General features: G+C 67.4%; 14 protein-coding genes. 12 read left to right on the plus strand and 2 right to left on the minus strand.

Annotation, left to right across the window (positions count from 1 at the left end; genetic code table 11):
* The first annotated feature begins 22 nt into the window (after positions 1-22).
* The 6 genes from polA (at position 23) to DBV14_RS02610 (ending at position 9,410) form a co-directional block, all read left to right on the plus strand.
* A complete protein-coding gene (gene polA, locus DBV14_RS02585; protein ID WP_124457636.1) occupies positions 23-2,836 on the plus strand; it encodes a DNA polymerase I in 2,814 nt (937 codons plus the stop codon).
* A gap of 58 nt (positions 2,837-2,894) precedes the next feature.
* The gene (locus DBV14_RS02590; protein WP_124457637.1) at positions 2,895-4,184 is read left to right on the plus strand and encodes a M20/M25/M40 family metallo-hydrolase; all 1,290 of its coding nucleotides are present in this window, start codon (positions 2,895-2,897) and stop codon (positions 4,182-4,184) included.
* Between the two features lie 16 nt (positions 4,185-4,200).
* The gene (locus DBV14_RS02595) at positions 4,201-5,103 is read left to right on the plus strand and encodes a LysR family transcriptional regulator (RefSeq protein WP_124457638.1); all 903 of its coding nucleotides are present in this window, start codon (positions 4,201-4,203) and stop codon (positions 5,101-5,103) included.
* A 46-nt stretch (positions 5,104-5,149) separates the two neighbouring features.
* Complete coding sequence (locus DBV14_RS02600; protein ID WP_124457639.1) at positions 5,150-5,506, plus strand: hypothetical protein; 357 nt, start codon at positions 5,150-5,152, stop codon at positions 5,504-5,506.
* 114 nt (positions 5,507-5,620) lie between these two features.
* Positions 5,621-7,816: a TonB-dependent siderophore receptor gene (locus DBV14_RS02605; protein ID WP_124457640.1), complete on the plus strand. Its 2,196-nt coding sequence runs from the start codon at positions 5,621-5,623 to the stop codon at positions 7,814-7,816.
* 16 nt (positions 7,817-7,832) lie between these two features.
* Positions 7,833-9,410 (plus strand): PepSY domain-containing protein, encoded by a 1,578-nt coding sequence (locus tag DBV14_RS02610; protein ID WP_124457641.1) that lies wholly within the window; start codon positions 7,833-7,835, stop codon positions 9,408-9,410.
* Here DBV14_RS02610 and DBV14_RS02615 read toward each other — a convergent pair.
* The gene (locus DBV14_RS02615; protein WP_124457642.1) at positions 9,340-10,569 is read right to left on the minus strand and encodes a D-amino acid dehydrogenase; all 1,230 of its coding nucleotides are present in this window, start codon (positions 10,567-10,569) and stop codon (positions 9,340-9,342) included. The genes DBV14_RS02610 and DBV14_RS02615 overlap by 71 nt on opposite strands.
* Positions 10,570-10,798: 229 nt before the next feature.
* Here DBV14_RS02615 and DBV14_RS02620 point away from each other — a divergent pair, with 229 nt between their 5' ends.
* The 6 genes from DBV14_RS02620 (at position 10,799) to DBV14_RS02645 (ending at position 15,504) form a co-directional block, all read left to right on the plus strand.
* Positions 10,799-11,689: a transporter substrate-binding domain-containing protein gene (locus DBV14_RS02620; protein ID WP_124457643.1), complete on the plus strand. Its 891-nt coding sequence runs from the start codon at positions 10,799-10,801 to the stop codon at positions 11,687-11,689.
* 34 nt (positions 11,690-11,723) lie between these two features.
* Positions 11,724-12,485, plus strand: a complete 762-nt coding sequence (locus tag DBV14_RS02625) for an aspartate/glutamate racemase family protein (RefSeq protein WP_124457644.1) — start codon at positions 11,724-11,726, stop codon at positions 12,483-12,485.
* Between the two features lie 138 nt (positions 12,486-12,623).
* Entirely contained in the window at positions 12,624-13,523 is a 900-nt protein-coding gene (locus DBV14_RS02630) for a dienelactone hydrolase family protein (protein WP_124457645.1), read from the plus strand.
* A gap of 121 nt (positions 13,524-13,644) precedes the next feature.
* The gene (locus tag DBV14_RS02635) at positions 13,645-14,568 is read left to right on the plus strand and encodes a ZIP family metal transporter (RefSeq protein WP_124457646.1); all 924 of its coding nucleotides are present in this window, start codon (positions 13,645-13,647) and stop codon (positions 14,566-14,568) included.
* Positions 14,569-14,715: 147 nt separating this feature from the next.
* Positions 14,716-14,928: a hypothetical protein gene (locus DBV14_RS02640; RefSeq protein ID WP_124457647.1), complete on the plus strand. Its 213-nt coding sequence runs from the start codon at positions 14,716-14,718 to the stop codon at positions 14,926-14,928.
* A 36-nt stretch (positions 14,929-14,964) separates the two neighbouring features.
* The gene (locus DBV14_RS02645) at positions 14,965-15,504 is read left to right on the plus strand and encodes a DUF6886 family protein (protein WP_124457648.1); all 540 of its coding nucleotides are present in this window, start codon (positions 14,965-14,967) and stop codon (positions 15,502-15,504) included.
* Positions 15,505-15,537: 33 nt separating this feature from the next.
* Here DBV14_RS02645 and DBV14_RS02650 read toward each other — a convergent pair whose 3' ends face one another.
* Complete coding sequence (locus tag DBV14_RS02650; protein ID WP_124457649.1) at positions 15,538-17,004, minus strand: amidohydrolase family protein; 1,467 nt, start codon at positions 17,002-17,004, stop codon at positions 15,538-15,540.
* Between the last annotated feature and the right edge of the window lie 98 nt (positions 17,005-17,102).

The raw sequence follows: 17,102 nt of genomic DNA on the forward strand, positions 1-17,102 counted from the left end.
CCGGGCACGGCAAAATGGCCCGATGACCGACAAGAAAACGCTGCTGCTCGTCGATGGCTCGAGCTACCTCTACCGAGCCTTCCATGCGATGCCCGACCTGCGCGCCGTGCCCGGCGACCCGAAGAGCCCGGCCACCGGCGCCATTCGCGGAATGATCAACATGATGACCGCGCTGCGCCGCGAGGTGCGCGCCGACTACGCGGCCTGCATCTTCGATGCGCCCGGCAAGACTTTCCGCGACGACTGGTACCCCGAATACAAGGCCAACCGCTCGCCGATGCCCGACGACCTGCGCAGCCAGATCGACCCCATCCACGAAGTGGTGAAGCTGCTCGGCTGGCCGGTGCTCAGCGTGCCCGACGTGGAGGCCGACGACGTGATCGGCACGCTCGCCAAGATTGCCGCCGCGCAGGGCATCGAGGTGATCGTCTCCAGCGGCGACAAGGACCTGAGCCAGCTGGTCGATGAGCACATCACCATCATCGACACGATGAACGGCAAGAAGCGCGACGTGGCCGGCGTCACGGCCGAGTTCGGCGTGCCGCCGAACCTGATGGTCGACTACCAGACGCTGGTGGGCGATTCGGTCGACAACGTGCCCGGCGTCGAGAAAGTCGGCCCGAAGACCGCGGCGAAGTGGCTGCTCGAATACGGCTCGCTCGATGCGCTGGTCGAGCGCGCCGCCGAAGTGAAGGGCGCCGCCGGCGAGAACCTGCGCAAGGCCCTCGACAAGCTGCCGCTCAGCAGGAAGCTCGTCACCATCCGCACCGATTGCGACCTCGAAGGCCACGTCACCGGCCTGCCGTCGCTCGAAGGCCTGCCGGTCGCCGCGCCGCAGACCGCCGAGCTGAAGCCCTTCTACGAGAAGTTCGGCTTCAAGAGCCTCGTGAAGACACTCGAAGCGCAGGAAGTGCCGCCCGAGCTGATCGAGGAAAACGCCAGGAAGAAGTCCGCCAAGGCCAGCACCGACCAGGGCGGCCTGTTCGACGAGCCCGCCGACCTGAGCGCCATGGAGGCCGCGGCCCCCGCGAGCAACCTCAAGTACGACACCGTCTTCACCTGGGAGCAGTTCGACGCCTGGCTCGCGAAGCTCGAATCCGCGGAGCTTGCGGCCATCGACACCGAAACGACTTCGCTCGACGAAATGGTCGCGCAGATCGTCGGCATCAGCTTCAGCGTCACGCCCGGCGAAGCGGCCTACATTCCGCTCACGCACAACTACCCCGACGCGCCCGCGCAGCTACCCATCGACGAAGTGCTTGCCAGGCTCAAGCCCTGGCTCGAGAACGGCGAGAAGAAAAAGCTCGGCCAGCACATCAAGTACGACCGCCACGTGTTCGCCAACCACGGCATCGAGGTGCAGGGCTACGCGCACGACACCATGCTGCAAAGCTACGTGCTCGAAGTGAACAAGCCGCACGGCCTGTCCAGCCTGGCAGAGCGCCACCTGGGCCGCAGCGGCATTTCGTACGAAGACCTGTGCGGCAAGGGCGCGCACCAGATCCCGTTCAGCCAGGTCGACATCGCCAAGGCGGCCGAATATTCGTGCGAAGACAGCGACCAGACGCTCGACGTGCACCGCACGCTGTGGCCGCGCCTGCAAGCCGATGAAAAGCTGGGCTTCATCTACCAGCTGGAGATGGAGTCGAGCGAAGCGCTGTACCGCATCGAACGCAACGGCGTGCTCATCGACAGCGCCACGCTCGCCGCGCAAAGCCACGAGCTGGGCACGCGCATCATGGCGCTCGAGCAGGAGGCCTACGAGATTGCCGGCCAGCCCTTCAACCTGGGCTCGCCCAAGCAGATCGGCGAAATCTTCTTCACCAAGCTGGGCCTGCCGGTGGTCAAGAAAACGCCGAGCGGCGCGCCCAGCACTGATGAAGAAGTGCTCGAAAAACTCGCCGAAGACTACCCGCTGCCCGCCAAGATCCTGGAGCACCGCGGCCTCTCGAAGCTCAAGGGCACCTACACCGACAAGCTGGGCCAGCTGGCCAACCCGCGCTCCGGCCGCGTGCACACGCACTATGCGCAGGCGGTGGCCGTGACCGGGCGCCTGAGCAGCAACGACCCCAACCTGCAGAACATCCCGATCCGCACCCCTGAAGGCCGCCGCGTGCGCGAGGCCTTCGTGGCGCCGGCCGGCAGCGTGATCGCCAGCGCCGACTACTCGCAGATCGAGCTGCGCATCATGGCCCACATCAGCGGCGACGAATCGCTGTTGCGCGCCTTCAGGGACGGCATCGACGTGCACCGCGCCACCGCCGCCGAAGTGTTCGGCTCCACGCCCGACCAAGTGTCGAGCGAGCAGCGCCGCTATGCCAAGGTCATCAACTTCGGGCTGATCTACGGCATGAGCAGCTTCGGCCTGGCGAAGAACCTGGGCATCGAGAACAAGGCTGCGGCCTCGTACATCGAGCGCTACTTCGCGCGCTACCCGGGCGTGAAGGCCTACATGGACGAGACCAAGGCCAGCGCCAAGGAAACCGGCTACGTCGAGACGGTGTTCGGCCGGCGCCTGTACCTGCCCGAGATCAACTCGCCCAACGGCCCGCGCCGTGGTGGTGCCGAGCGTGCGGCCATCAACGCGCCCATGCAGGGCACCGCGGCCGACCTCATCAAGCTCAGCATGGTCAAGGTACAGAACGTGCTTGACGAAGAAAAGCGTGGCACCAGGATGATCATGCAGGTGCACGACGAACTGGTGTTCGAAGTGCCCGAGGCCGAGGTCGAATGGGTGCGCACCGAAATCCCGCGCCTCATGGCCGGCGTGGCCGACCTCAAGGTGCCGCTGCTCGCCGAAATCGGCGTCGGTCCCAATTGGGACAAGGCGCACTGATCCCGCGAATCGACCCGAAGAAAAACCCCGAGAAAAATCCCGAGAAGAACCAATGCCCATGAAATTCCCGCACCGCCAGTTCCTGCTTGCCGCCGTTTGCGCCGCGTACCTCGGCACTGCCTTCGCCGCTCCCGATGCCCGCGTCGCATCACTCGCCGCCAAGGAAAAGCCGGCGCTGCTCGACACGCTGAAAGAACTGGTCTCCATCGAGTCGGGCAGCCGCGACCTCGAGGGCCTGGAAAAAATCTCCGACCTCATCGCTGCCAAGTTCAAGGCACTGGGCGGCCAGGTCGAGCTGATCGACCCGAGCGCCGAGGCCTACCGCATGGAAGACACGCCCGAAAAAATCGGCCGCGTCATGCGCGCGACCTTCAAGGGCACGGGCACGAAGAAGATCATGCTCATCGCGCACATGGACACGGTCTACACGGTCGGCATGCTCAACAAGCAGCCGTTCCGCATCGAAGGCGACAAGGCCTACGGCCTGGGCATTTCCGACGACAAGCAGGGCATCGCGGTCATCGCGCACACGGTGGCGATGCTGCAGGCGCTGAAGTTCAACGAATACGGCACGCTCACCGTGCTGATCAACGGCGACGAAGAAATCAGCTCGCCGGGTTCGCGCGCGCTGCTCACGCGCCTGGGCGGCGAACACGATGCGGTGATGTCCTTCGAGGGCGCCTCCATCAAGGACGACAAGCTCTCGCTGGCCACCGCGGGCATCGCCTCGGTCACGCTGAACGTTTCCGGCAAGGCTTCGCACGCGGGCTCGGCGCCCGAACTGGGCGTGAACGCGCTCTACGAGCTGTCGCACCAGATCCTGCAGATGCGCGACCTGTCCGATCCGGCCACCGGCCTGAAGATGAACTGGACCATTTCCAAGTCGGGCAGCAACCGCAACGTGATTCCGGCGGCCGCCACGGCGGGCGCCGACGTGCGCGTGCTCAAGGTCGCCGACTACGACCGCATCGAGCAGCAGGTCAACGAACGCGTGAAGAAGCAGCTGATTCCCGAGGCCAAGGTCGAGCTGAAGTTCGAACGCCGCCGTCCGCCGCTCGAAGCCACCCCGGCGTCGATCGCGTTCGCCAAGCATGCGCAGCAGATCTACAAGGACGAACTCGGCCGTCCGCTGGGCGCCGACGACAAGGCCGCCGGCGGCGGCACCGATGCCGCCTTCGCCTCGCTCAAGACCAAGGCACCCGTTGTCGAGCGCTTCGGCCTGCAGGGCTTTGGCGCGCACTCGGCCGATGCGGAGTACGTGCTGCTCGACTCCATCGAGCCGCGCCTGTATCTGGCGACACGCATGGTGATGGACATCGCACGCGGCAAGACGACCGGCGGGAACTGATCCGTCCGAGCCGCCCATGCGCCTGCGCCACATCGAGGTCTTCAACGCGATCATGCTCACGGGCAGCGTGAGCGCGGCGGCGCGGCTCATCAACATCACGCAGCCGGCGGTCAGCCGCACGCTGCAGCATGCCGAGCTGCAGCTTGGCTTTCCGCTGTTCCAGCGCGCCAAGGGCCGGCTCACGCCGACCACCGAGGCCCTCACGCTGTACCCGCACATCGAGCGGCTGTTCGCGCAGCTCGACGAGGTGCAGCGGCTGGCCGCCAACCTGCGCACGGCGGGCGACACCGGCGAGCTGCGCATCCTCAGCGTGCTGGCGCTCAGCTACGACGTGCTGCCGCGCGCGCTCAAGGCCTTTCGCGAACGGCATCCGGGCTACTCGATCACGGTCGAGTCGCTGCATTCGCCGCAGATCATGTCGGCGCTGCTGCTGCAAGAGGCCGACGTGGGCTTTGCCTTCAGCCCCGCAGTGCATCCCTCGCTCACGCAGGAGACGCTGGCCGACAGCCGCATGGTGTGCATCGCGCCCAAGGGCATGCTGCCGCGCGCACTGGTGCGCAACGGCTCGGTGGCGCTGCACGACCTGGTCGACCGGCCGGTGATCGGGCTGGACAGCCGCGACCCCGTGGGCACCAGCCTGAGCCAGGCCTGCCGGCAGGCCGGCGTGGGTTTCCAGCAGGCCGTGGTCACGGTGCAGACCTACCACGCGGCGCTGGCCATGGCGCACCACGGCCTCGGCGTGGCGCTGGTCGATGGCTGCACCGCACGCTCGGCCGACCGCGACAAGGTCGACGTGCTCACACTGGAGCCACACATTCCGGTGCCCATTCGTGCGCTGCGTTTCGCGGGCCGGCCCGATTCGGTGGCCGTGCGCGGCATCACGCGCTGCATGCGCGAAGCGATAGAGCAGGCCGCTTGAACGCTTGAAAGCAATGGGCTTTCGCCGCGCGCCATAATTCGCGGCCATGCACTTCCCGCGAACCTTCCGCTTCCTGCACCGCCTGGTGCTGGCGTGGTTCATGGCGTCGTTGCTGGTTGCGGGCGCATCGCCCTTGGTGAACCCGCAGGCGATGGAGCTGGTGTGTTCCGCCAGCGGCTCCATCAAGGTGATCGTGCAGGGCGACGACGGCCCGACCGAGCTGGGCGTGGCCGCCATGGACTGCCCGCTGTGCATGGTCTCCGGGCCACCACCTGCCGCCGCGCAGGTCACGCTGCCCACGCCGCTGCCGCTGGGCCGCGCGCTGCAACCGATTCCCGCTGCCCGCATCGCGGCAGCCACGGCCTCGCCGCTGCCGGCGCGCGGGCCACCCACGCTCTCCTGAACCCCGTTCTTCTTCCACCGCACGCGGCCTGACACGGCCGCGCGGTGGGTTTCCGGTCGTTCCGCGGCCGGCGCTGCTTTTTCCTTTTGCACGCGCCGCCGCAAGAGAGATTCCATGTCCCGTCGTACTTCTTCCGCCCCCACGCTGGGGCTCCTGGCCTTGCTCGGCAGCCCCTGTGTTCCCGCCATCGCGCAACAACAACAGCAACAACAGCAGCACCACGCCGGCGCTCCCTCGCTGCCGCAGATCGAGGTGGCCGACGACGCGCCCAGCGCCAACGGCCGGCTCGACCTCGACACCCCTTCGGACACCGCCAGCCGCCTGGGCCTCACGCCGCGCGAGACGCCGGCTTCGGTCACCGTGGTGAACCGCTCGGTGATCGACGCGCGCGGCGCGCAGAACACGCAGGAAATATTGCGCGCCGTTCCGGGCGTGACCGCGCACGACGCGCCCGGCAACATCGGCGTGAGCTACCGTGGCTTCGGCAGCGGCTCCATCGGCCAGATGTTCAACGGCATCAACGTGCAATACGCCATTGCGGCGCGGCCCGTGGACAGCTGGATTTACGACCGCGTCGAAGCCATCGGCGGGCCGTCGAGCTTTCTGTTCGGCTCGGGCGCGCTGGGCGGCTCGATCAACTACATCACGAAGACGGCGGAGCGCGGCGACTTTGCCGAAGCCCAACTGCGGCTGGGCACGCAGAACCTCAAGGAAGCCTCGTTCGGGCTGAACCGCCGCATCGCGGGCGACGGCGGCGCGGGCAGCCACTACGCGCGCATCGACGTGAACCACCGCGATGCCAATGGCTGGACCGACGGCACGAAGAACAAGTCGACGCAGCTGGCGGCCTCGCTGCTGTCCGATCTGGGTGGCGGGCTGAAGCACACGCTGGCCTACGAGTACCAGGAAGAAAACGTTGACCGGCCCTACTGGGGCACACCCGTGCTCAACCCCGTGGCCGGCACCATGCGCATCGACCGCGGCATCCGCTTCAAGAACTACAACAGCAGCGACGGCCTGTATGCGCAGCGCGTGCAGTGGCTGCGCTCGGTCACCGAATGGCAGGCCACCGACGCGCTGCAGTTCAAGAACACCTTCTATGCCTACGACGCGCTGCGCGACTACCGCAACGTCGAAAGCTACCGCTACAACCCGGCCAACACGGCCGTCATCCGTTCCGGCGCCTTGCTGCAGCGGCACGACCAGGACGTGTGGGGCAACCGCATCGAGGGCATTTACAAGGGACAGCTCGGCGGGCTGAAAAGCGACTGGTCTTTCGGGCTGGACTACAGCGTGAACCGGCAGACGCGTTTCCCCAACAGCCTGCCGGCCACGGTGAGCACCGTCAACCCTTACGTGTTTGCCACCGAGCGTTTCTTCGCGGTGCGGGGCATGACGCCGGGCTTCCGGCCCGACCGCGACAACAAGGTCACGACCACCGCGCTGTATTTGGAAAACCGCACGGCGCTGATGCCGGCGCTGAACCTCGTGACGGCGCTGCGCCACGAGCGCATCGACCTCGACCTGGTCAACCGGCGCACCGTCGATGCGGCGAACCCGGCCACCTTCCATCGCGGCTACAAGCCGACCACCGGCCGCATCGGGCTGGTGTGGGACTTCGCGCCTGGCGCCAACCTGTATGCGCAGTACGCAACGGCGGCCGACCCGCCATCGGGCGTGCTGTCGACCGCCTCGTTCGCCGACGTGCGCAACAACAGCGAGCTGACCACCGGCCGGCAGGCGGAGGTCGGCACCAAGCTTGATTTCTGGCAGGGCAAGGGCACGGCCACGCTCGCGGCCTACAGCATCCGCCGCAAGAACATCGCCACGCAAGACCCGAACAACAGCGCGCTCACTGTATTGGTGGGCGAGCAGTCGTCCAAGGGCGTGGAGCTGGCGCTCGGCCTGCAGCCCACGCCGCAGTGGTCGCTGCAGGGCAACCTCACGTATGTGGATGCGCGCTACGAGCGCTTCACGCAGGGCGGCGTGTCGCTCGCGGGCCGCACGCCGACCAACACGCCGGCGGTGGTGGCCAACCTGTGGGTGTCGTATGCCTTCACGCCGCGCCTGCAGGCCACGGTGGGCGTGCGGCACGTGGGCAAGGTGTATGCCGATGCCGCCAACACCATCAATTGGCCCGGCTACACGCTGCTCGACCTGGGGCTGAGCTGGAAGGTGAACCGCTCGGTCACGCTGGTCGGCCGCATCCGCAATGCCACCGACCGCGTCTACGCGGCGAACGTGGGCAGCACCTTTGCCTACCTCGGCGCGCCGCGCACGGCCGACGTGTCGCTGCGCGTGGCCTTCTAGCAAAGGGAGCATCGCCATGCATGCCAAACGCTGGTTGTTTTTGGTCCATCGCTGGCTGGGCGTGGTCGTCTGCGTCTTCTTCGCGATGTGGTTCGTCTCGGGCGTGGTGATGATGTACGTGGGCTACCCCAAGCTCACGGAAGCAGAGCGCCTGCAACACCTGCCGCGGCTCGATGCATCGGCACCGCTGCTGGGGCCGAGGCAGGCGCTCGATGCGGCCGGCATCGCGGGGCCGTTGCAGGAACTGCGGCTGGCCGCCGCCAGCGGCGGGCGCGCGGTGTACCTTGCGACGCCGGTGCGCGAAGCCCAGCCGGGCAAGCGGCGGCCGCCTCCGGGCAGCGGCGCGGTCGTCATCGATGCCGCGACGGGCGCCGTGCTGCGCGAAGTCGATAGGGCCCGCGCGCTCGCCAGTGCGCAGGCCTACGCCGGCGCAGGCGTGCCGCTCGACTACCGCGGCACCATCGGCGAAGACGCGTTTACCCATTCGCGCGGACTCGACGCGCACCGCCCGCTGCACGTGGTCGAGTTGGCCGATGCCGACGCCACCCGGCTCTACGTGTCGGGCAAGACCGGCGAGGTGGTGCGCGATGCGCCACGCACCGAGCGGCTCTGGAACTACGCCGGCGCCTGGATCCACTGGCTGTACCCGCTGCGCGGCACGGGGCTCGACCGCTACTGGACGGACATCGTCAACTGGCTGTCCATCGTCGGCATCGCCGTCACGCTGACGGGAACGGTGGTGGGCGTGATGCGCTGGCGTTTCGGCCGCACCTACAAGAGCGGCTCGCACTCGCCGTACCAGGGCTTCATGATGCGCTGGCATCACATCACCGGGCTGCTGTTCGCGCTGGTCACGCTGACGTGGATCTTCAGCGGCCTGATGTCGATGAACCCCTGGCGCGTGTTCGACAGCGGCGCACCCGCGCTGCGCATCGAGGCGATGAATGGCGGTGCGCTCGCCATTGCGGCGGAAGACGCGGCACCCGCGACTCTGCTGGCCGCGACCGGTGGCAATGTGCGCGAACTGCGCTGGGTGCGCGCGGCCGGGCAGACGCTGGTGCTGGTAAGCACCGGCAACGGCCAGCCGCTGGTGCGTGGCGCAGCCGATGCGCAGCCCTACACCTTCGATGCCGACGCACTGCGAGCCGCGGTCGCGCGCCTGCTGCCCGACGCAGTGCAACGCATCGACGTGCCGACCGCCTACGACAGCCACTACTACACGCGCGAGCCCCACACCATGACCGGCGGCACCGACAAGCCCTTGCCCGTCTGGCGCGTGGTGTTCGCCGATGCGCACGCCACCTGGGTGCACGTCGACCCGCGAACCGGCGCGGTGCTCGGCCGCTCCGACAGCACGCGCCGCCTGAGCCGCTGGCTGTTCGCGATGCTGCACAGCTGGGACTGGCTGCCGCTGCTTGATCACCGTCCGCTGTGGGACGTGGTGCTGATCGTGTTGAGCCTCGGCGGCACGCTGCTGAGCCTGACCGGCGTGGTCATCGGCTGGCGGCGCCTGGGCCGCAAGCTCAGGACGGTGTCGCTGCGGAAGGCGCCAGCGCCAGCGCAATCTGCCGCGCCGAGCCGAAGGCCAGCGTGAAACCCAGCGCACCGTGGCCGGTGTTGAACAGCATGTTCGACGGCGCGCCTGGCAGCCGCCCGATGATCGGCAGGCCTTTCGGCGTGGCCGGCCGCATGCCGGTCCATGGGTGCAGTTCTTCCAGGCGGCTCGCATGCGGGAACACGGCGCGCGTGGCGGCGGCCAGCGTTTCGATGCGCGTGGCCGGAATGCTCGCGTCGTGCCCCACCAGCTCGGCCATGCCGGCCACGCGCAGCCGCGAGCCGATGCGCGCAAAGACAACCTTGCGCGCGCTGTCCGTCACGTTCACGCGCGGTGCCGCGCCCGGCGTGGGGTCGACCTCGACCGTGATGCTGTAGCCCTTGAGCGGGTACACCGGCAGGTAGGCGCCCAGTGCGCGCCCCAGCTTGTGCGAGGCCGAGCCCAGCGCCATCACGAAGGCATCGGCCCGCACGTCGCCTTCGTTCGTTTGCACGGCGGCTACGCGGCCTTCGCTGCGCGCAAAGCCGTGCACGTCGGTGCCGAGCATGAAGCGCACGCCGCGCGCGCTCAGGGCCCGCATCAGCTCGGCGCACACCTTCAGGCAATCGGCCGCGCACTCGCTCGGCGTGTACACCGCGCCCGCCATCTGGCCGCGATAGTCCGCCAGCGCGGGCTCGATGGCAATGCACTCGTCGGGCGTGACGATGCGCTGCTCGCTGCCCATGGTGCGCTGCAGCTCGAGTTGCGCGCGCGCGCCTTCGAGCGACGCGGCACCGGCGTACAGCACCAGCTTGCCGGTGGCCGAGAAGTCGCAGTCGGGCGCGATGTCGGCCTGCATGGCCTCGAACTCGGTGCGGCTCGATGCCGCCAGCGCGAGCAGTTGCGCGGTGGTGTCGCGCGAAGTCTGCGCATTGCAAGCGCCCAGGAAGGCCAGCCCCCAGCGCCACTGCAGCGGGTCGAGCTGCGGGCGCAGCTTGAGCGGCGAGGTGGGCGAGAGCAGCAGCTTGGGCAGTTGCTTCCAGATCGACGGATCGGCCAGCGGCTGCACGTACGAGTAGCTCAGCTGCGCGCCATTGCCGCCGCTCGCGCCCGCGCCGGGTGCGGCGCGGTCGATCACGGTGACCTGGTGGCCCTGGCGTTCGAGCTGCCAGGCGGTGGCCAGGCCCACGATGCCGGCGCCGAGCACACACACATGCATGGCAGCAACTTTCCCGGAGTGATGAGAGATAACCCTGACTGTAGGGGCGTGCCCCGGCCCCCGGAAATGCCAAAAGCGCCGTGCCCCATAGCCAAAGCGCATGCCTCACGGCGCCGAAGGGGTTCACCCATAACCTTTGGGTATGGCCCAGCGTGCTATTGGAATTGTCGCAATGAGTCACTCCTTCCTACACTGGCCTTCTGTTCAATCCAACCGAATGAAGGCTCGAATGAAACTTTCCGTCTTGATGGCATCCATGGCTGCCGCGGTGCTCCTTACCGCCACCGGCGCCCAGGCCGCCGACACGCTCGCCAAGATCGCAGAGTCCGGCAAGATCACGCTCGCCTACCGCGAGTCGTCGGTGCCCTTCAGCTACCTGGACGGCCCCAACAAGCCGATCGGGTTCTCGGTGGAGCTTTCCAACGCCGTCGTCGAGGCGGTGAAGAAGAAACTGAACAAGCCCAACCTGCAGGTCGCGCTGATGCCGGTCACTTCGCAGAACCGCATTCCGCTGATCACCAATGGCACCATCGACCTGGAGTGCGGCTCCACCACCAACAACACCGCGCGCGGCAAGGACGTGGCCTTTGCGGTCAATCACTTCTATACCGGCACGCGCCTGCTGGTGAAGAAGACTTCGAAGATCAAGGACTACGCCGACCTTGCCAAGAAGACCGTGGCCAGCACCACCGGCACCACCAACGCGCTGGTCATGCGCAAGTACAACACCGAGAAAAACCTCGACATGAACATCGTGCTCGGCAAGGACCACGCCGATGCGTTCCTGCTGGTCGAGAGCGACCGTGCCGTGGCCTTCGCGATGGACGACATCCTGTTGTTCGGCCTGATCGGCAACGCCAAGACGCCGGCCGACTACGAGGTGGTGGGCGAGTCGCTGCAGGTCGAGCCCTATGCCTGCATGCTGCCCAAGGACGATCCGGCCTTCAAGAAGCTGGTCGACGACACCTTCATCGGCATGATGAAGAGCGGCGAGTTCGAGAAGCTCTACACCAAGTGGTTCATGCAGCCGATTCCGCCGAAGGGCGTGCCGCTGAACCTGCCGATGAGCCCGCAGCTGAAGGACAACCTGAAAGCCTTCAGCGACAAGCCAGCGACCTGATCCCGACAACAACAAGGAAAGAGAGAGAAAAGACATGGTCGCAGGCACTCAGGTCGTCGGCATCCTCGGGGGCATGGGCCCCGCGGCGGGCGCCGACTTCGTCCGGCTCTTCGTGCAGGCCTGCGCGCAGCAGATGCGCGCGCGCGGCGAGCTGGTGCGCGACCAGTCCTTTCCCGAGCACTGGCTGGCGCAGGTGCCGGTGCCCGACCGCACCGATGCGCTGGCTTCGGCCGACCGCAACGGCGCGCACCAGCCACTGGAGCCGATGCTGCAGGCACTGGGCCGGCTGGCCGCGCTCGGCAGCCGGGCCGTGGCCATTGCCTGCAACACCGCGCATGCCTGGCACGCCAGCCTGCAGGAGCGCTTTCCGCAGGTCGAGCTGCTGCACATGGCACGCGAAACCGCGCAGCAGCTGGCCGGGCAGGGCGCGACCAGCGTCGCGCTGATGGCCACCGAAGGCACCTACCGCGTGCGGCTCTACGAACAGGCACTGGCCGAAGCCGGGTTGGGCTGCCACGTGCCGCTGGCCGACGAGCGCCAGACCATCATGCGCGGCATCTTCGACGGCGTGAAAGCCGGCAACATGTCGCTGGCTGAGCAGTGCTTTTCAGAGGTGGCGCTGCGGCTGGCCGAGCGCCATGGCCCCGTGACCATCATCATGGGCTGCACCGAAGTGCCGCTGGGCCTGCAGGGCTCGGCCGCGGTGGCCGGGCTGGACCTGGTCGACCCGGCGCAGGTGCTGGCCGCCGCGCTGGCGCGTCGCGCATACGGCGCACGGAGCGGGTCAGGCACGTAAAGAGCGGGCGCGCGGGCACGTCGCGCCAACCCCACTGAATTTCCGGTCATCGAGGCCCCGGGCCGATTTCGCCTACATTGCGGCGTGCGTTTTTTCGCGCAGCGCCCCTTGTCCGACGATTCAACTGGAGCCCTTCCCATGTCCGCACTCGACGACAGCCGTTCCGACTTCGATTCGCTTCGCCCCGGCGAGAGCACCGAGCAGGGCGCCACGCGCCGCACCGCGCTCAAGGCCGCCATCGGCGTCGGCTATGCAGCCGCCGTCATGCCGGTGGTGGCGCAGACGGCCATTGCCACCTCGGCCGATGGCCTGAAGGCCGGCCCCATCAAGTACACCGTCAACGGCTTCGAAGTGCCGGCCTATGCCGCCGCGCCTGCCGGCAAGACCGGCCTGCCCGTCATCCTTGTGATCCAGGAGATCTTCGGCGTGCACGAATACATCGCCGACACCTGCCGCCGCTTCGCCAAGCTCGGCTACCTGGCCATCGCGCCCGAGCTCTACGCACGCCAGGGCGATCCGCGCGGCTATACCGACATTCCCAAGCTGCAGGCCGACATCGTGAGCAAGGTGCCCGACGCGCAGGTCATCGCCGACCTCGACGGCGCGCTGGCCTATGCCAAGGCCAACGGCGGCGACACCGCCAAGGCCGGCATCACCGGGTTCTGCTGGGGCGGGCGCATCGTCTGGCTCTACGCCGCCACCGGCAAGGTCAAGGCCGGCGTGGCCTGGTACGGCCGGCTGGTCGGCCAGGCCAGCGATTTGCAGCCGAAACACCCCATCGACATCGCCGCCAGCCTGCAGGCGCCGGTGCTCGGCCTCTACGGCGGAAAAGACCAGGGCATCCCCCTTGACACGGTTGATAAGATGAAAGCTGCTCTGGCCAATGGGACTCCGGCGGCCAAGGCGTCGAGCTTCGTCGTGTACCCCGAAGCAGGCCATGCATTCCACGCGGACTACCGCCCCAGCTACGTGAAGAGCGCAGCTGACGACGGATGGCAGCGTGCCACGGCCTGGTTCAAAGCCAATGGCGTCGCCTGACCCCGGCGCCCTGTAGCCGCACTCCCCGCCGAAGGCCGTCCCATGACGGCCTTTTCTCTTTTTATGAACGGACAACGGCCCTGGAACTGTTTCAATGGCCGTCTCTCTTGCGCAAGCAGCTATGAATTTGATAGTCATCATCCTGGCGACCCTGGTTGCCGGCATCGGCAGCGTCTGGCTGGCCGCCCTTTTGTTGCGCGTGGGCGTGCGCAGCGGCTCCGGCGGCGTGAACCCCCAGCACCTGCTCAGCCTGGCGGCCGGCGCGCTGCTCGCCACCGCCTTCATGCACCTGCTGCCCGAGGCCTTCGAAAGCCGCATCGAACCCGCGCTGCTGTTCGCCGTGCTGCTGTTCGGGCTGGTGTTCTTCTTCCTGCTCGACAAGGCCGAGCTGTGGCACCACGGCCATGAACACCACCACGGCGACGCCGAAGCCAAGGCCGGCGACGCGCATGCCGGCCACGGGCACGACCACGGTCACGACCACGACCACCCGCATGCCCACGGACACGCGCACAGCCACAAGCCCACCGGCGGCGGCAGCTGGGCTGTCTTGACCGGCGACAGCGTGCACTGCTTCGGCGACGGCATCCTCATCGCCTCCGCCTTCATCGCCGACATGCGCCTGGGTCTGGTGGCCGCCATTGCCGTGCTCGCGCACGAGGTGCCGCACCACATCGGCGACCTGGTGGTGCTGCGCCAGAGCTCCGCCAACCAGCGCGTGGCGCTGGTGAAGGTGTCGCTCGCGGGCACCATGACCATGCTCGGCGGCATCGCGGGCTGGTGGCTGGTCGACCAGCTGCACGGCTGGCTGCCGTACTTCCTGGTGCTGGCCGGCAGCAGCTTTGTCTACGTGGCGCTGGCCGACCTGATTCCGCAGCTGCAAAAACGCCTGCCCGCGCGCCAGACCGCCGCGCAGGTCCTCTGGCTGGTCGCCGGCATCGTGCTGGTCACGCTTGTGAGCCGGCTGGCGCACGGCGAGCACGGGCACGACCATGGTCACGACGACCCTAGGCACGGCGAACACGGCCACGTGCATAAAGACTGACCGTGAATCGGCAATGACGGCAATGACGTCGACGGCGGTGGTGGGGCGGGAAACTTTCCGACACCGACGCTGCCGTTCGGATGAACCGCTGCGGCCGAAACAGGCGCACCATAGGGGGCCGTTCAGTCATCAGCCGAGGAACCGATCATGAACAACGTCGACGCCACCGCGCGCTCCGCTTCGCCACTCGAAGACGACGAGGACAACACGCCTGCCGACGATTTCGAAGAGCCCGACAGCGAAGCCTCCGACGACCTGTCGGATGAAACGGGCATCGATCTCACCGATGCGAGCGAACTCGATGCCGACAACGTGCCGGCCGACGAAGAGTTCGACCGCGTGATGAACGCTCCCGACTGATCGAGCCATGCCGGCGGGGCGGTTACGCTCCCCGCCATGCGCCTGTTTCACTTCAGCGAAAACGCCGACATCGACCGGTTCGTGCCCAGGCCGGTACGAACGCCCGCACAGCGCCCCGCGGGCATGGCCTGGCTCAATGGCCCGCTGGTCTGGGCCATTGCTCAGGCGCACCAGCGCCTGTATCTTTTTCCGAGAGAGTGCCCCCGCATCGTGATGTGGGCCACCGGCGAAACGGCCGACGTTGACCGCAAGGCATGGCTCGGCGACATGGCCCCGGGCATGGAGGCCGTCGCCTACGTCGAGCAAAGCTGGGCCGAGCGCCTGGGGCATGCGGCGCTGGCGCGCTACGAATTTCCCACCGAGTCCTTCGTCGACATCCACGATGTCGGCATGTGGGTCTCGCCTGAAACGGTCGTGCCCGATGCCGTCGCTCGCATCACGGACCTGCCCGATGCGTTGAGCGCCTGCCGCACCGAGCTTCGCTTCGTCGAGTCCCTGTTGCCCTTCAAGCCCGTGTGGAACTCGACGGTGCACGCCAGCGGCATCCGCCTTCGCAACGCCGCCGGCTGGCACTGACGACTGCCAGACCGGCCAGGCCCGCGGCATCAATCAGACGGTGGCCGCCGCGTCCTTGCGCAAGATTACTTGCCCGTTCTGCACGCCGCTGTGCACGCCGTTCTGCCATGTGACGGCGCCATTCACGATCACCGCATCGATGCCTTCGGCCGGCTGCGTGGGCGTCTCGTAGTTCGCGGTGTCGCGCACCGTCGCGGCATTGAAGATCACCACGTCGGCGTGATAGCCCGGCTTCAGCGCGCCGCGCTCGTGCAGGCCGAAGTTGCGTGCCGTCAGCCCCGTCATCTTCCACACCGCCGTTTCCAGCGGGAACAGCCCGACGTCGCGGCTGTAGTGGCCCAGCACGCGCGGAAAGGTGCCCCACAGCCGGGGGTGTGGCTTCTCGCCGACCGGAATGCCGTCGGAGCCGATCATGGTGTCGTCGAATGCCAGGATGCGCTGCACGTCGTCTTCGTCCATCATGAAATAGATCGCGCTGCCCGGCTGCAGCCGCTGCGCCGCCTCTTCGCCCGACACGCCCCATTCGGCCGCGATGTCCTTCAGGTCGCGCCCCGCGCATTCGGGGTGCGGCACGCTCGACGCGATGAGCACGCGGCCTTCCATCATTCCGCGGTCGGTGCGGATCATGGTCGAGCCGGCGGTGTAGGGGTAGCAGTCGAGCCCGATGCACTGGTGCTGCATGGCTTCCTTGATGAACGGCAGCGTGACCTTGGTCTTGCCGAAGTTCCGTGTGTTCTGCACCTTGTGGTGCGACACCACCACCGGAATGTCGAGCGCGCGGCCGATCTGGAAAGTTTCTTCGAGCGATTCCATGACGCGATCGCTTTCATCGCGCATGTGCGTCACATACAGCGCCTTGCGCGAAGTGAGCGGACGCCCGACCTCGATGATTTCCTCGGTCGTGGCCTTCACGGCCGGCGGATAGAAGGTGCCAGTCGACAGGCCGATCGCGCCGGCCTGCATGGCTTCTTCGACCAGGGCCTGCATGGCGGAAATTTCGGCGTCGGTGGCGGGCCGGTCGAGGTCGGACATGACGACGGCGCGCAAGGTGGAGTGGCCGACCATCGCCGCCACGTTGACGGACGAGGGCGTGGCGCGCAGGGCATCGAGGTAGGCGGCGAAGGTGGTGAAGCGGCCTTCGGCTGGCGTTTCGAGCAGGCTCAGCGGCATGGGCAGGTCCATGTCGACGCGAAGCGGCGCGGCGCTGATGCCGCAGTTGCCGGCGACGACGGTGGTGACGCCTTGCGAGACCTTGAAGGGCATTTGCGCTTGCGACAGGACGGCCTGGTCGTCGTGGGTGTGCGAGTCGATGAAGCCGGGTGCGACGATGCGGCCGGTGGCGTCGAGGGTGTTGTCGGCGGTGTGGCCGGCAAGCTGCCCGATGGCAACGATCCGGCCGTTGACGATGCCGACGTCGGCGTTGAATCGTGGCGCCTTGGTGCCGTCGATGACTGTGCCGCCCTGGATGAGCAGGTCGTAGTGAGTGACTGGGGTGTTCATCGCTTTGTCCTTTCGTGGTGTTCTCTTGTTTTCTTGCGCTGTCGTTCAATGCGGGGGCATGGGGTCATTCGGGGCGCGTGCGACTGACACCGGGTACT

The sequence above is a fragment of the Variovorax sp. KBW07 genome, assembly GCF_003852515.1.
Taxonomy (GTDB): domain Bacteria; phylum Pseudomonadota; class Gammaproteobacteria; order Burkholderiales; family Burkholderiaceae_C; genus Variovorax.